Below are 14,445 nucleotides of genomic sequence, written 5' to 3'. Positions count from 1 at the left end.
GTGGGCGCGCTGCTGCGGCTGGTCGGGGTGGGCGGGGTCATCGCCTACCGGGCCCTGTTCAACTGGACCACCCCGTCGATCTTCGTGGGCACCCTGCTGGTGGGCCCGCTGTTCCAGCTCTTCTTCTTCGCCTACCTGGGGCGGGAGTTCGGGGTCGCCGACGACCGGTTCTACATCGTCGGCAACGCGGTGCTCACCGCCGCGCTGGCCTGCGTCTACGGCGGCACCATGGCGGTGGCCAACGAGCGGCGTTTCGGCACCCTGGGGCACGTGCTGCTCTCCCCGCGCAGCCGCACTGCCATCTTCCTCGGCCGGGTGCTGCCGTACGCCGGCAACGGCCTGCTGATCGCGGCGAGCACGCTCACCGTGGCCGCGCTCCTGCTCGGCCTGCGGGTCCCGGCCACCGCCCTGCCCGGCCTGCTGCTGGCGCTGGCCACCGCCTCGCTGGCCTGCGGTTTCTTCGGCCTGACCCTGGGCGCGCTGGGGTTGCGCTTCCGGGACGTCTTCCTGATCTCGAACGTGGCGGTGGCGCTGCTGCTGCTGTTAACCGGGGTGAACGTGCCGGCCGACGACCTGCCGGCGGGCATCCGTGCGGTGGGCGCGGTGCTGCCGATCACCCATGCCGCCGACGCGGCCCGGCGGCTGGCCGGCGGCGCTCCGCTGGGCGACGTCCTGCCGGCGATCGGCGCGGAGCTGGCCGTCGGGGTCGGCTACGCCGTGTTGGCGGCCGGGCTGCTGCGGGTCTTCGAGGCGGAGTCCCGTCGCCGCGCCTCGCTGGACACCCTCTGAGCCGGCGGCGCTAGCCGGTGACCTCCAGGTAGCGGTCGACCATCGCGTCGACCTGCGCCGGCACCTGGAGCTGCACGAAGTGCCCGGAACCCACGGTCTGCCCGATGAACGCCTGCGGGGCGAGTTCGGCCAGCCGGGCGTAGTCGGCGAACGGGGCGTTGCTGCCCACGAAGAGCAGCGGGCGGTCCCAGCGGCGCAGGGCGGCCACGTCCTGCTCGGCGGCGATCCAGTCGGCCAGCCCGGCGATCGGCGCGTACGCCACCTCGGTCGACGGGCGGGCGGTGGCCGCCACCACCCGCTCCACCAGGCGCGGGTCGGAGTACGGCGGGAAGTACGACCTGACGATCGACTCCCGGACCGCGCCCGAGGTGTCCTCCCGCAGCGACGCCGCCACCTGGGCGATCGCGGCGGCGGAACCGGGTGCCCCGGCCACCGCGGAGTCGAGCAGCCCCAGCCGGGTGAACCGGTCCCGGTCCCCGGCGGCGGCCTGCAGCGACCAGACCCCGCCCAGGCTGTGCCCGATCACGAAGACCCGGCGCAGGTCGAGCGCGGCGGCGAAGGCCCGCAGGTGACCGGCCATCGCGGTGACCGCGTAGCCGTCGGCCGGGGGCGGGCTGGCCCCGTGGCCCGGCATGTCGACGGCGATCACCCGGTCCTGGCGGGTGGCCAGGTGCCGGGCCAGGGGTGCCATGAAGTCGTGGTCGCAGCACCAGCCGTGCACCAGCAGGAAGGTGCTCCGCCTGCCGTGCCCGTACGTCCAGTACCGCATCCCGGCGGCAGTCTGCCCGTCCATCGTCGAACCCTCCCCGGTGTTTTCGCAGGTAGTGGCGTCCTTCCACTTAAGCGCGCCCGGTCGGACAGGGCACGGCGTATTGTTCCTTTTGGCACACCTGGACCTTTTCGGGTGGCGCAGCGGTGGGACGGGAGCGGGCCGTGGACGGGCGGATCGACGAGTTCTTCGCCGCCCTGGCCGCCGACGGCCGGGGCCGGTTGCCCGTCGCCCCCAGCGGACTGCTCCGCTTCGACGTCGTCGCCGAGGGCGGCGAGACCGCCACCTGGTTCGTCCGGCTCGCCGGTGCACAGACCCGGGTCACCCGCACCGGCGAACACCCCGACTGCACGGTGGAGGTTCGGCCGGAGGCGTTCGCCCGGCTGCTGGCCGGTCGGGACAACCTGGTGTCGATGCTGCTGCGCGGCGACATCTCGGTCGCCGGCGACCTGGCGCTGCTGTTCACCTTCCGGCGGCTGCTGCCGGTCGACGCCGACAGCGTCGGCACCGAACCCGCCGCCGAGCTGGCCCCCCACACCGCCACCGGCGTCGTCGGGCTGAACGAGGTCACCAGCGTCTTCGCCGGCAACATTTTCATGATCAGCGAGAGGAACGGGAATGTGTCGGCCGCGCCGACCTCCCCGCTCGGGCTCTTCTCCTTCGACACCCGGTTCCTGTCCACCTGGCGGCTGACCATCAACAGCGAATCCCTCTCGGTGCTCTCCGTCGACGACGTCGCCACCTACGAGGCGAAGTTCGGGCTGGTCCCCGGCGAACCCACCCACTACGTCAACGCCACCACCTCCGTGCTGCGGCACCGCTGGGTCGGTCCGGAGTACGAGGAAGAGATCACCCTGTTCAACTACGCGCCGGAACCGGTGCGCTACGTCGTCCGACTCGACGTCGGCGCGGACTTCGCCGAGGTGCTGGAGGTCCGCGACGGCTTCAAGCGGGCCCGACCGGTGACCGCCACCGTCGCCGACGACGCGCTACGGCTGCACTACCGGCGGGCCGGCCTGCACCGGGAGACGGTGATCACCGCCAGCACCCCGGCCGCGCTCGACCAGCACGGCCTGACCTGGACGGTCACCGTCGAACCCCACGGCTCCTGGTCCACCCGGCTGCGGGTGCTGGCCCTGCTACGCGACCTGCACCGCCGTGACCTACGGGAACGGCTGACCAGTTCGGTGGGCCGCAGCGGGCACCAGCGGGGCCGGGAGATCGCCGCCCGCACCGCCGGGGTGCCCCGGCTGCGCGCCGACCACAAACCGCTCCAGCAGGCGTACGAGTACGGCGTACGCGACCTGGCCGCGCTGCACTACCCCGGGCTGAACTTCCAGACCGCGCTGCCCGCCACCGGACTGCCCTGGTCGATGGCGCTGCTCGGCCGGGAGAGCCTGGTCAGCAGCTTCCAGGCGCTCCCCTTCATGCCCGAACGGGCGGTCAACACGCTGCGTATCCTGGCGCTGAGCCAGGGCGTCCGGCACGACCCGTTCCGCGGCGAACAACCCGGCAAGATCGTCCAGGAGAGCCGGTACGGCGACTCCGGTGCGTTCAACGACACCCCGGAGTCGGCCAGCTTCAGCGCGGTCGACACCACCGCCGCCTTCGTCATCCTGCTCGACGAGTACGAACGCTGGACCGGCGACGCGGACCTGGTACGCCGGTTCGAGTTCGAGATCCGGGCCGCCATCGGCTGGCTCGAACGCGACGCGGACCGGGCCGGCAGCGGCTATGTCTGGTCCACCCAGCACCCGACCCGCACCGGGCCGCAGAACGAGAGCTGGCGCAACTCCGCCGACGCGATCTGCTTCGACGACGGCCGCCCACCCACCTACCCGCTGGCGATCTGCGAGATCCAGGGGTACGCCTTCGAGGCCCGCCGTCGGGCCGCCCGGATGGCCCGCCGGTTCTGGGACGACCCCGCCTGGGCCGACCGGCTCGAACGCGACGCCGCCCGGCTGCGGGACCGGTTCGACCGGGACTTCTGGCTGCCCGACCGGGGCCACTACGCGGTGGCGGTGCAGCTCGACGGCGTCCCGCTGGACTCCCTCACGTCCAACATGGGGCAACTGCTGTGCACCGGCATCGTCGCCCCGCACCGCGCCGAGCAGCTGGTGGCGCACCTGATGTCCCCGGCGCTGTACTCCGGCTGGGGCATCCGCACCCTGGCCAGTACGGCGGCCGACTACAACCCGCTGGGCCACCACACCGGCGCGGTCTGGCCCTGGGAGAACTCGCTGATCGCCTGGGGGCTGCGCCGGGCCGGGTTCCGGGCGCAGGCCGCCCGGGTCGCCACCGGGCTGCTCGACGCCGCCCGGCACTTCCAGGGCCGGCTGCCGGCGTACCTCACCGGCTACGACCGGGCCACCACCCACGTCCCCGTCCCGCACGGGTTCACCGACAGCCCGTACGCGCCGTCGGCCGGGGCGCCCCTGATGCTGCTGCGCGCGCTGCTCGGACTCGAACCGTACGAGGACCATCTCGCCGTCGACGCCGCCGTCCCCGAGGAACTGGGCGAGATCGAACTGCTCGACATCAAGGGCCGCTGGGGGTACGCCGACGCGCTCGGCCGGGGCCGCCCGTTCCGCGACCGCCCCGTCCCCTGACCTCCCCCGCGCCCCACGACCCGGTCGGCCGGTGGCATCCGCCCGGGTCAGCGCGGGCTCAGCCCAGGGCGGGGAACCACAGGGCGATCTCGCGCTTGGCACTGTCGGTGGAGTCCGAGGCGTGCACCAGGTTCTCCCGGTTGGACAGCGACAGGTCGCCCCGGATCGTGCCGGCGGCTGCCTTCCGCCCATCGGTGCTGCCGATCATCGCCCGGACCACCTCGATCACCTGGTCGCCGGAGAGCACCAGCGACACCAGCGGCCCGCTGGTCATGAACGTCTTCAGCGGCGGGTAGAACGGCTTGTCCACGTGCTCGGCGTAGTGCTGGTCGGCGAATCCGCCGTCCAGCGTCCGGATCTCCAGCGCGTCGATCCGCAGGCCCTTGCGCTCGAAGCGGGAGACGATCTCGCCGACCAGGCCACGGCGCACCGCGTCGGGCTTGATCAGTACGAGGGTGCGCTCATCCGCGCTGCTGCTGGACACGCTGGGTTCCTCCTGTGCGCACAAGGCGGTTCGGCTGGGTACGGTCAGCCTAGCGACCCGGTCCCGGCACCGGCGCGGCGGCTGCTCTTTCCCTCGGTCGCCGCGCGGCCTAGCCTGGCTCTGACCCCTGGGAGGTCCACTGTGGCGAATGGCGGGAACCGCACCATCGCGCCGGTACGCAAGCTGATCGCCGTGGTGCTCGGCACCGTGGCGGCCTTCGTCGTCCTGTTCGGGCTGGGCATGACCAGCTGGGCCATCGTCGCGCTGGGGGTGGCCCTGGTCGTGCTCGCCGTCGCCCTGGGCACCGTGCGCGGCGGCGGACGCACCTGGGTGGTCGGCGTCGGCCACGTACACAGCGCCTCCGAACCCCCCACCCAGTACGCCTTCGGCCGGTGCGAACTCCAGTTGGTGATCGACGCGCCGGGCCTGCCGCCCCGGTCCAAGAAGATCATCGAACCCCGGGTGCCGGTGGCGAAATGGCCGTCACTGGGGCAGACCCTGCCGATCCGGGTGGCCCTGGACGACCAGCGGCACGTCCGCGTCCTCTGGGACGAGGTGCCGACCCACACCGAGGCCGCCACGGGCGTGACCGACCTGCCCCCGGAGTACGCCGACGCCGAGCCGCTCGACGACATGCTGATCCAGCAGGAGGCCCCGCCGTGGGCGGGCCGGACGGCCGACGACGACTTCCACGACGAGTTCCGGGACGACCTGCGCGAGCCGCCGCCCGCCGACCCGGTCCGGGCCGAGCCGCTGCGCCCGGAGTCGCCGCACCCGGACCCGGTCCGGGCCGAGCCGCTGCGCGACGACGTCGAGGTGCTGACCGACGACGAGCGGGAGCCGGTGGTGGTGCACCAGCGGCCGGGCGGCCCGGTGGTGCTGGAGGGCACTCTGGTGGAGCAGCCCACGGCCGGCCAACTCCCCCGCCGGGCCACCGCCCCCACCACCGCCGGCACCGCTTCGGCAGCCACCGCTTCGGCAGCCACCGCCGGCACCGCCTCGGCCGCTGCCGGCACCGCCGCCGGGACGGCCACCGCCGCGCCCGCCCCCCGGCCGCCCGCCGAGGAACGGTTCGACGCGCCGATTCTCGACCCGGTCGACGTCCCGCTGGACGCCCCCACCACCACCGGCGACGGCCGGCTCGACCCCGACCTGGACGAGGCGATCTTCGGGTACGACCCGGCCGCCGCGACCGCCGGGGGCGACGATGCGGCCGGCCCGATCAGCGGCGTCGGGCTGACCCTGCTGGTCACCGACCTGTCCCGCTCGCTGGACTTCTACCGGGACCTGGGCTTCGAGGAGTTCGACCGGGGTGCCGGCAACGCGGTGCTCGCCTCCGGGCAGACCCGGCTGGTGCTGCGCGAGGTGACCGGGGCCGCCCCGATAAGCCGCCGGCTGGTCCACGTCAACCTGGAGGTCGACGACATCGAGACGGCGTACCGGCGGCTCAAGGACACCGGCGTCCGGTTCACCTACGCGCCCCGGGTGGTCAACCGGGGCACCAGGCTGGAGGTGTGGGCCGCCGCCTTCCGGGACCCGGACGGGCACGGCATCGCGCTGACCCAGTGGCGGGAACGCGCCGAGGCGTGACCCGGCTCAGCCGAGGATGACCCGCCGCACGTGCAACGCGTACGCCCAGACCAGGGCGAAGATGATCCCGAGTCCGAACAGCGACCAGTGCAGCAGGCCGGCGAGCAGCAGCAGCCCCTGCAACACGGTGCCCGCCGACCAGGCCCACCGGCGGCGCATCAGGCCGGCCAGCAGGACCGCCGCCACGGCCAGCGCCACGGTGGCCGCGATCGCCGCCCCGCCGAAGTGCCCGCCGACCAGCCGGATCGGCTGGATCGCCAGCAGCAGCACCAGCGCCTCCAGGCCGAGCGTCCCGGCCCCGAGCCCCCGGACGGCCGCCTCGGGATTACGCAGCCCCGAACGCCGCCCAGCCGGGCCACTGCCCTCGGCCGGGCCGGTGTCCTGCGCCGATCCGGTGTCCTGCGGGCCCGTGTCCTGCGCCGGGGCGGTGCGGTCGGGCGCTCCGGCGCTGTCGGCCCGGCCGGCACTCCCGGCCGGCTCCGGTTGGTCGGCAGGGGCGCGGTCCCGGCGTGGGCCACCCGGGGTCGGGCCGGTCATCGCTTGAGCAGCCGTCGGGCGTCGGCCACCGTCACCACCGAACCGGTGACCAGCACCCCCACCCCGGCCAGTTCCCCGGGGACGTCGTACTCGGCCTCGGCGACGGCCGCCTCGATGGCGTCCGGCATCGAGTCGGCCACCTGCACCCGGTCCGGCCCGAAGACCTCCCGGGCCAGCCCGGCCAACTCCTCGGCGGGCATCGCCCGGGGTGAGCTGTTGCGGGTGACGACGAGTGAGTCGAGCACCGGTTCCAGCAGTTCCAGCAGGCCGGCGGCGTCCTTGTCGCCGAGCACGGCGAGCACCCCGACCAGCTTGCTGAACGCGAACTCCTCCTGGAGCGCGGTGACCGTGGCGGCCATCCCGTGCGGGTTGTGCGCCCCGTCCAGCAGCACCGTCGGGGCGTTGCGCACCTTCTCCAGCCGGCCCGGGGAACTGGTCGCGGCGAACCCCTCCCGGACGGCCTCGACGTCGAGCTGCCGCTTCGCCCCGGCCCCGAGGAACGCCTCGACGGCGGCCAGCGCCACCGCCGCGTTCTGCGCCTGGTGCGCGCCGTGCAGCGGGAGGAACACCTCGTCGTACACCCCGCCGAGCCCCTGGAGGGTCAGCACCTGGCCGCCGACGGCGACCGCCCGGCGCAGCACCCCGAACTCCGCGCCCTCCCGGGCGACGGTCGCGCCGACCTCGGCGCACCGTTCCAGGATCGGCCGGGCCGCCTCCTCCTCCTGCGCGGCGGCGATGACCGTCGCGCCGGAGTGGATGATGCCGGCCTTGTGCAGGGCGATGTCCTCCAGGGTGTCGCCCAGCCACTCGGTGTGGTCCAGCCCGATCGGGGTGAGCACGGCCACCCCGGCCTGGAGCACGTTGGTGGCGTCCTCGGCACCGCCCAGACCCACCTCCACCACCGCCACGTCGACAGGCGCGTCGGCGAACGTGGCGAACGCCAACGCGGTGGTCAGGTCGAAGTAGGTGAGCGGCTCGGCGGACCGCTGGTCGACCAGGTCGGCCAGCGGCTTCACCTCGCGGTACGTGGCGACGAAGCGGGCCTCGTCGACCGGCTCCCCGTCCAGGCTGATCCGCTCCCGGACGGTCTCCAGGTGCGGGCTGGTGTAGCGGCCGGTGTGCAGCCCGAAGGCCCGCAACAGCGAATCGATCATCCGGGCCGTGGACGTCTTGCCGTTCGTCCCGGTCAGGTGGATGGACGGGTACGCCCGCTGCGGGCTGCCGAGCAGGTCGAGCAGCGACTCGATGCGGTCCAGCGAGAAGTGCATGCGGGTGAACCCGCGCGCCGTCAACTCCGCGTCGACGGCGGCGAACTCATCGCGCTCCCCGCCGGACCGGCCGGGCTTGTCGGTACGGTCGGTCACGACGGAAGCGCCTCCAGAGCGGCGTCGATGCGGACCAGGTCGGCCTCGGCGACCGCCAGCCGGTCACGGATCTTGGCGACCACCGGCTCGGGCGCCTTGCCGACGAACGCCGGGTTGTCGAGCTTCGCGCGGGCCTGCGCGACCTCCTTCCCGGCGGCCGCCCGGTCCTTGGTGAGCCGGGCCCGTTCGGCGGCCACGTCGATCGACCCCCGGGTGTCCAGCGCCACGCTGACCTCGCCGGGCATGGCGAGGGTGGCGCTGGCCTGGAAGTCGTCGGCCGGGGCGTCCAGCCGGGCCAGCGACCGGATCAGCGGCTCGTGCGTCGCGATGCCCGCCCCGGCCAGCCCGTCCAGTCGGGCGGCCACCCGCTGGGTGGGCCGCAGCCCCTGGTCGGAGCGGAACCGCCGGATCTCGGTCACCACCCGCTGGACGGTGCCGACCTCGCGCTCCGCGGCGTCGTCCATCAGCGTACGGTCGGCGACCGGCCAGGCCGCCGTCATCACCGTCTCGCCCCCGGTGAGCGCGGTCCACAGTTCCTCGGTGACGAACGGGATCACCGGATGCAGCAGCCGCAGCAACTGGTCCAGCACGTGCCCGAGCACCCGGCGGGTGGCGTCGGCGGCCGGCCCGCCGGCGGCGAGCACCGGCTTGCCCAGCTCCACGTACCAGTCGCAGACGTCGTCCCAGGCGAAGTGGTAGAGCAGGTCGCACACCTTCGCGAACTCGTACGCCTCGAACTGCTCGTCCACCTCGGCGGTGACGTGCGCCAGCCGGGACAGGATCCACCGGTCGACGGTGGAGAACTGGTCGGCGGCCGGCAGCGGACCGGTGGTGTGTGCGCCGTTGAGCAGCGCGAACCGGGTGGCGTTCCATAGCTTGTTGCAGAAGTTGCGGGAGCCCTGGCACCACTCCTCGCTGACCGGCACGTCCCCGCCCGGGTTCGCGCCCCGGGCCAGGGTGAACCGGGTCGCGTCGGCCCCGTACCGGTCGACCCAGTCCAGGGGGTCGACCACGTTGCCGAACGACTTCGACATCTTCTTGCCGTACTGGTCGCGGACCATGCCGTGCAGGGCGACCGTGTCGAACGGCTGCCGGCCGTCCATCGCGTACAGGCCGAACATCATCATCCGGGCGACCCAGAAGAAGAGGATGTCGTAGCCGGTGACCAGCACGCTGGTCGGATAGAACTTGGCCAGGTCCGGGGTCTGCTCCGGCCAGCCGAGGGTGGAGAACGGCCACAGGCCGCTGGAGAACCAGGTGTCCAGGACGTCCTCGTCCTGCTGCCAGCCCTCGCCGGTGGGGGGCGTCTCGTCCGGGCCGACGCAGACGATCTCGCCGGCCGGGCCGTACCAGACGGGGATGCGGTGGCCCCACCACAGCTGCCGGGAGATGCACCAGTCGTGCATGTTGTCGACCCAGGCGAAGTAGCGCTTGGCCAGCTCGGCCGGCTCGATCGTCACCCGGCCGTCGCGCACCGCGTCGCCGGCCGCCTTGGCCAGCGGGGCGGTGTTGACGAACCACTGCAACGACAGCCGCGGCTCGACCGTGGTACGACACCGGGAGCAGTGCCCCACCGCATGCACGTACGGCCGCTTCTCGGCCACCACCCGGCCCTGCTCGCGCAGCGCCGCCACGATCGCCGGGCGGGCCTCGTAGCGGTCCAGGCCCTGGAACGGGCCGGGCGCGGTGATGACGCCCCGCTCGTCCATGATCGTCAGGGCGGGCAGGTCGTGCCGCTGGCCGATCTCGAAGTCGTTGGGGTCGTGTGCCGGGGTGACCTTGACCATGCCGGTGCCGAACGCCGGGTCGACGTGCTCGTCGGCGACGATCGGGATGTGCCGGCCGGTCAACGGCACCTCCACCGTGGTGCCGATCAGGTGCCGGTAGCGCTCGTCGTCGGGGTGCACGGCCACGGCGGTGTCCCCGAGCATCGTCTCGGCCCGGGTGGTGGCGACCACGACGTCGTCGCTGTACCGGATCGAGACCAGCTCACCCTCGTCGTCGGTGTGCTCCACCTCGATGTCCGACAGGGCGGTCAGGCAGCGCGGACACCAGTTGATGATCCGGTTGGCCCGGTAGATCAGGCCGTCGTCGTAGAGCTTCTTGAACATGGTCTGCACGGCCCGGGACAGGCCCTCGTCCATGGTGAAGCGTTCCCGGTCCCAGTCGACCGAGTCGCCGAGTCGGCGCATCTGGCCGAGGATCGCCCCGCCGGACTCGGCCTTCCACTGCCAGACCCGCTCGACGAACTGCTCCCGGCCGAGGTCGTGCCGGGACAGCCCCTGGCCGGCGAGCTGCCGCTCCACCACGTTCTGGGTGGCGATGCCGGCGTGGTCCGTGCCGGGCAGCCAGAGCGCCTCGTACCCCTGCATCCGCTTGCGGCGCACCAGCGAGTCCTGGACGGTGTGGTCCAGGGCGTGGCCCATGTGCAGCACACCCGTGACGTTCGGCGGGGGGATCACGATGGTGAACGGAGGCTTGTCACTCTGCGCCGACGCCCGGAAGTGGCCGGCGGCTACCCACTGCTCGTACCGTCGCTGCTCTACCTCGCCGGGCTGGTACTGGCCGGCAAGGGTCGGGGCGTCGGGGCGTCGGGCATCCAGTCTCTCGGTCACCCGTGAAAGTCTACGGAGCGCTTCGGCGGACCCGACGTGCACCACCGGTCATTCGCGTACGGTGGCGAACATGTCCGACGCACATCTCACCGAGCGTCAGCTCATCGAGGGTCCCGAACCGGTCGAGCTGACCGACGAGCCGATCCGGTTGAGCACCCACGACCCGGAGCAGGACCCGCAGGGGCGGGGCCTGGTGTCCCGACGCCGGCGGATCGCGCTGACGGTCGCTCTCGTGGCCGGCCTCGCCGGTGCCGCCGCGCTCGGCGTCGCGGGCTGGCGCATCGCCCAGGAGAAGGCCGTCCGGATGGATGCACCGGCACACCTCGCCGGTCTCACCCGCGACGACTCCGAACGGGCCCGCAGCACCGCCGACTACCTGCGCAGTGGATTCGCCGCCGACATCGACCTGGACCGCAGCATCGGTACGGTCTACCGCGACCCGGCCGACGAGAAGCGGGTGGTGCTGTTCTTCGGTGGCACCACCCTGCTCTGGCAGCCGGAACGCGAACTGGACAGCCTGTTCCGGTTGATGGCCGACGAAACCGGCCGGGTGACCGACGTCCGTACGGTGCCCGCCGGGAAGTACGGCGGCGTGATGAAGTGTGGACGGACCAGCGGCGACGGCGGCGACTTCGCGATCTGCGGCTGGGCCGACCACGGCAGCGTGGCGATGGGCATGTTCGCCAACCGTCCCGTCGACGATTCGGCCGGCCTCTTCCGCCAGCTCCGCGAGGGCATCCAGACCCGGGACTGACCCTCCCCCGGCGCTCCGCTGCGTGTGCTGTGTTGCGCTATGCCAGCCGCCGATGCCCGCAACCACCGGTACCCGGGTGGCTTCCTGGGCGTCGGGGCGGACGGTCATCCCGGGATGTGGCCTCGACTGGCCTCGACGCAGCTGGAGGGGCTGTCGCGGGTGAATGGGTGCGGACAGCAGTCGAGGCCGGCCCCGTTCACGGGGCCGGCCTCGACCGAAAGATTGTCCGGCGGTGTCCTACTCTCCCACACCCTCCCGAGTGCAGTACCATCGGCGCTGGAGGGCTTAGCTTCCGGGTTCGGAATGTAACCGGGCGTTTCCCCTCCGCCATGACCGCCGTAACACTATGAACATATCAAACAACACACACACCCACACACGCGTGTGGGGGGTTGTTCGGTGTTTGTTCAGAGTTGCACAGTGGACGCGTAGCAGCCTTGTTATCAAGTCCTCGGCCTATTAGTACCGGTCAACTCAACCCGTTACCGAGCTTACATTTCCGGCCTATCAACCCAGTCGTCTAGCTGGGGGCCTTACCCCACCAAAGGTGGGTGGGATACCTCATCTTGAAGCAGGCTTCCCGCTTAGATGCTTTCAGCGGTTATCCCTTCCGAACGTAGCTAACCAGCCGTGCCCCTGGCGGGACAACTGGCACACCAGAGGTTCGTCCGTCCCGGTCCTCTCGTACTAGGGACAGCCCTTCTCAAGTATCCTACGCGCACGGCGGATAGGGACCGAACTGTCTCACGACGTTCTAAACCCAGCTCGCGTACCGCTTTAATGGGCGAACAGCCCAACCCTTGGGACCTGCTACAGCCCCAGGATGCGACGAGCCGACATCGAGGTGCCAAACCATCCCGTCGATATGGACTCTTGGGGAAGATCAGCCTGTTATCCCCGGGGTACCTTTTATCCGTTGAGCGACACCGCTTCCACACGCAAGTGCCGGATCACTAGTCCCGACTTTCGTCCCTGCTCGACCTGTCAGTCTCACAGTCAAGCCCCCTTGTGCACTTGCACTCAACACCTGATTGCCAACCAGGCTGAGGGAACCTTTGGGCGCCTCCGTTACCCTTTAGGAGGCAACCGCCCCAGTTAAACTACCCACCAGACACTGTCCCTGAACCGGATAACGGTCCGAAGTTAGATACCCGAATCAACCAGAGTGGTATTTCAAGATTGCCTCCACCCATACTGGCGTACAGGTTTCACCGGCTCCCACCTATCCTACACAAGCCCATTCAGATACCAATGTCAAGCTATAGTAAAGGTCCCGGGGTCTTTCCGTCCTGCCGCGCGTAACGAGCATCTTTACTCGTACTGCAATTTCGCCGGGCCTGTGGTTGAGACAGTGGGGAAGTCGTTACGCCATTCGTGCAGGTCGGAACTTACCCGACAAGGAATTTCGCTACCTTAGGATGGTTATAGTTACCACCGCCGTTTACTGGCGCTTAAGTTCTCCGCTTCGCCCCCGAAAGAGCTAACAGGTCCCCTTAACGTTCCAGCACCGGGCAGGCGTCAGTCCATATACATCGAATTACTTCTTCGCATGGACCTGTGTTTTTAGTAAACAGTCGCTTCCCCCTGCTCTCTGCGGCCATACAACGCTCCACCCGCACGGGGCTTCACGTCTCCGGCCCCCCTTCTCCCTAAGTTACGGGGGCAATTTGCCGAGTTCCTTAACCACAGTTCGCCCGATCGCCTCGGTATTCTCTACCTGACCACCTGTGTCGGTTTGGGGTACGGGCCGCTCGAAACTCGCTAGAGGCTTTTCTCGGCAGCATAGGATCACTGACTTCACCTGAATCGGCTCGGCATCACGTCTCAGCCTCAATGCACCGCGGATTTGCCTACGGCACGGCCTACACGCTTACCCCGGCACAACCACCGGCCGGGCTCAGCTACCTTCCTGCGTCACCCCATCGCTTGACTACTACCCGCCAGGTTCCCACGCTCCCCAACCTCAACCCGAAGGTCTCAGCTGGTTTGGGTGGTTAGCACAACGAGGTTCATCACGGGCGCTCCTTCGCGGGTACGGGAATATCAACCCGTTGTCCATCGACTACGCCTCTCGGCCTCGCCTTAGGTCCCGACTCACCCAGGGCGGATTAGCCTGGCCCTGGAACCCTTGGTCATCCGGCGGAAGGGTTTCTCACCCTTCTTTCGCTACTCATGCCTGCATTCTCACTCGTGCCGCGTCCACAACTAGGTCACCCCGCTGCTTCACCCCCGGCACGACGCTCCCCTACCCATCCACACACCTGCACACCCCATCAAGGAGATGCGAAGTATCATGTGAATGCCACAGCTTCGGCGGTGTGCTTGAGCCCCGCTACATTGTCGGCGCGGAACCACTTGACCAGTGAGCTATTACGCACTCTTTAAAGGGTGGCTGCTTCTAAGCCAACCTCCTGGTTGTCTATGCGACCCCACATCCTTTTCCACTTAGCACACGCTTAGGGGCCTTAGCTGGTGATCTGGGCTGTTTCCCTCTCGACTACGAAGCTTATCCCCCGCAGTCTCACTGCCGCGCTCTCACTTACCGGCATTCGGAGTTTGGCTGATTTCGGTAAGCTTGTAGGCCCCCTAGACCATCCAGTGCTCTACCTCCGGCAAGAAACACACGACGCTGCACCTAAATGCATTTCGGGGAGAACCAGCTATCACGGAGTTTGATTGGCCTTTCACCCCTAACCACAGGTCATCCCCCAACTTTTCAACGTTGGTGGGTTCGGCCCTCCACACGGTCTTACCCGCGCTTCAGCCTGCCCATGGCTAGATCACTCCGCTTCGGGTCTAGAACATGCGACTACAACGCCCTCTTCAGACTCGCTTTCGCTACGGCTCCCCCACACGGGTTAACCTCGCCACATGCCACTAACTCGCAGGCTCATTCTTCAAAAGGCACGCCGTCACCCCGCAAGGCTCCGACGG

9 protein-coding genes and 2 rRNA genes (1 of these 11 only partly in view) are annotated in these 14,445 nt (G+C 70.1%); 4 read left to right on the top strand and 7 right to left on the bottom strand.

The window, feature by feature from the left end; translation table 11 throughout:
- The gene (locus ACWCHM_RS03085) at positions 1-789 is read left to right on the top strand and encodes an ABC transporter permease (RefSeq protein WP_454221444.1); all 789 of its coding nucleotides are present in this window, start codon (positions 1-3) and stop codon (positions 787-789) included.
- Between the two features lie 10 nt (positions 790-799).
- On the opposite strand, the gene ACWCHM_RS03080 is transcribed toward ACWCHM_RS03085, so the two are convergent.
- Complete coding sequence (locus ACWCHM_RS03080; protein WP_425848160.1) at positions 800-1,582, bottom strand: alpha/beta fold hydrolase; 783 nt, start codon at positions 1,580-1,582, stop codon at positions 800-802.
- A gap of 140 nt (positions 1,583-1,722) precedes the next feature.
- Here ACWCHM_RS03080 and ACWCHM_RS03075 point away from each other — a divergent pair, with 140 nt between their 5' ends.
- The gene (locus ACWCHM_RS03075; protein WP_454221443.1) at positions 1,723-4,167 is read left to right on the top strand and encodes a glycogen debranching N-terminal domain-containing protein; all 2,445 of its coding nucleotides are present in this window, start codon (positions 1,723-1,725) and stop codon (positions 4,165-4,167) included.
- A gap of 58 nt (positions 4,168-4,225) precedes the next feature.
- Here the strand turns inward: ACWCHM_RS03075 and ndk are convergent, their stop codons facing one another.
- Positions 4,226-4,651 (bottom strand): nucleoside-diphosphate kinase, encoded by a 426-nt coding sequence (gene ndk, locus ACWCHM_RS03070; protein ID WP_204959591.1) that lies wholly within the window; start codon positions 4,649-4,651, stop codon positions 4,226-4,228.
- A 141-nt stretch (positions 4,652-4,792) separates the two neighbouring features.
- On the opposite strand from ndk, the gene ACWCHM_RS03065 reads away from it, so the two are divergent.
- Positions 4,793-6,241, top strand: coding sequence for a VOC family protein (locus ACWCHM_RS03065; RefSeq protein ID WP_454221442.1), 1,449 nt, complete (start codon positions 4,793-4,795; stop codon positions 6,239-6,241).
- A 6-nt stretch (positions 6,242-6,247) separates the two neighbouring features.
- On the opposite strand, the gene ACWCHM_RS03060 is transcribed toward ACWCHM_RS03065, so the two are convergent.
- The 3 genes from ACWCHM_RS03060 to ACWCHM_RS03050 all read right to left on the bottom strand — a co-directional run bounded on the left by ACWCHM_RS03060 (position 6,248) and on the right by ACWCHM_RS03050 (position 10,757).
- Positions 6,248-6,778 carry a DUF4233 domain-containing protein gene (locus tag ACWCHM_RS03060; RefSeq protein WP_454221441.1) on the bottom strand — a complete coding sequence of 177 codons (531 nt, stop codon included), beginning with the start codon at positions 6,776-6,778 and terminating at the stop codon, positions 6,248-6,250.
- On the bottom strand, positions 6,775-8,046 hold the full coding sequence (locus ACWCHM_RS03055) for a bifunctional folylpolyglutamate synthase/dihydrofolate synthase (RefSeq protein WP_239485752.1): 1,272 nt from the start codon (positions 8,044-8,046) through the stop codon (positions 6,775-6,777). Before ACWCHM_RS03055 ends, ACWCHM_RS03060 begins: the two co-directional genes overlap by 4 nt.
- A 92-nt stretch (positions 8,047-8,138) precedes the next feature.
- Positions 8,139-10,757 (bottom strand): valine--tRNA ligase, encoded by a 2,619-nt coding sequence (locus ACWCHM_RS03050; RefSeq protein ID WP_454221440.1) that lies wholly within the window; start codon positions 10,755-10,757, stop codon positions 8,139-8,141.
- Between the two features lie 70 nt (positions 10,758-10,827).
- Between ACWCHM_RS03050 and ACWCHM_RS03045 the strand changes: the two genes are divergently transcribed.
- Positions 10,828-11,511, top strand: coding sequence for a hypothetical protein (locus ACWCHM_RS03045; protein ID WP_204959596.1), 684 nt, complete (start codon positions 10,828-10,830; stop codon positions 11,509-11,511).
- Between the two features lie 224 nt (positions 11,512-11,735).
- Here the strand turns inward: ACWCHM_RS03045 and rrf are convergent.
- Both rrf and ACWCHM_RS03035 read right to left on the bottom strand, forming a co-directional pair.
- A 5S ribosomal RNA gene (rrf, locus tag ACWCHM_RS03040) occupies positions 11,736-11,852 on the bottom strand.
- A 98-nt stretch (positions 11,853-11,950) separates the two neighbouring features.
- A 23S ribosomal RNA gene (locus ACWCHM_RS03035) occupies positions 11,951-14,445 on the bottom strand (it continues 616 nt past the right edge of the window).

It is taken from the genome of Micromonospora sp. SCSIO 07396, assembly GCF_053667945.1.
The sequence above is the reverse complement of the archived record's forward strand: the minus strand, read 5'-3'. Positions and strand labels throughout refer to the sequence as shown.